This window comes from Streptomyces sp. SID13726, from assembly GCF_010548375.1.
In the GTDB taxonomy this organism is placed as follows: Bacteria; Actinomycetota; Actinomycetes; order Streptomycetales; family Streptomycetaceae; genus Streptomyces.
Window position 1 is genome coordinate 1 of sequence record NZ_JAAGLY010000906.1, and the last position, 380, is coordinate 380.

1 protein-coding gene is annotated in these 380 nt (G+C 74.7%); it reads right to left on the reverse strand.

All coding sequences use genetic code 11. The annotated features are described in order from the left end of the window. A partial coding sequence (locus G3I78_RS50925; RefSeq protein WP_164437452.1) for an ABC transporter permease subunit occupies nt 1-380 on the reverse strand: 380 nt, incomplete at both ends.

Consider the following 380-nt stretch of genomic DNA (forward strand, 5'->3'; position numbering starts at 1 on the left):
CGGTGGCGATCCCCAGGCGGGAGCCTTCGCGCGGGTCGAGGGCCGTGCGGACCGCGTCGCCGAGCACGGTGAAGGCGAGCACGGTGACGAAGAGCAGTCCGGCGGGGAGCAGGACGTAGGCGGGGTCGGCGCGGAACCAGGTCTGCGCGCCGGACAGCATCTGGCCCCACGAGGGGGTGGGCGGTTTCACGCCGACGCCGAGGAAGGACAGCGAGGCCTCGGCGACGATGTCGGCCGGGACCAGGATCGCGGAGTAGGTGATGAGGGGCGCGGCCAGTGCGGGCAGCAGCTCGCGGCGGGCGATCCGCGCGGTTCCGTTCCCGGAGAGCCGGGCGGCGGCGACGAAGTCCAGTTCGCGCAGGGCCAGGGTCTGGGCCCGG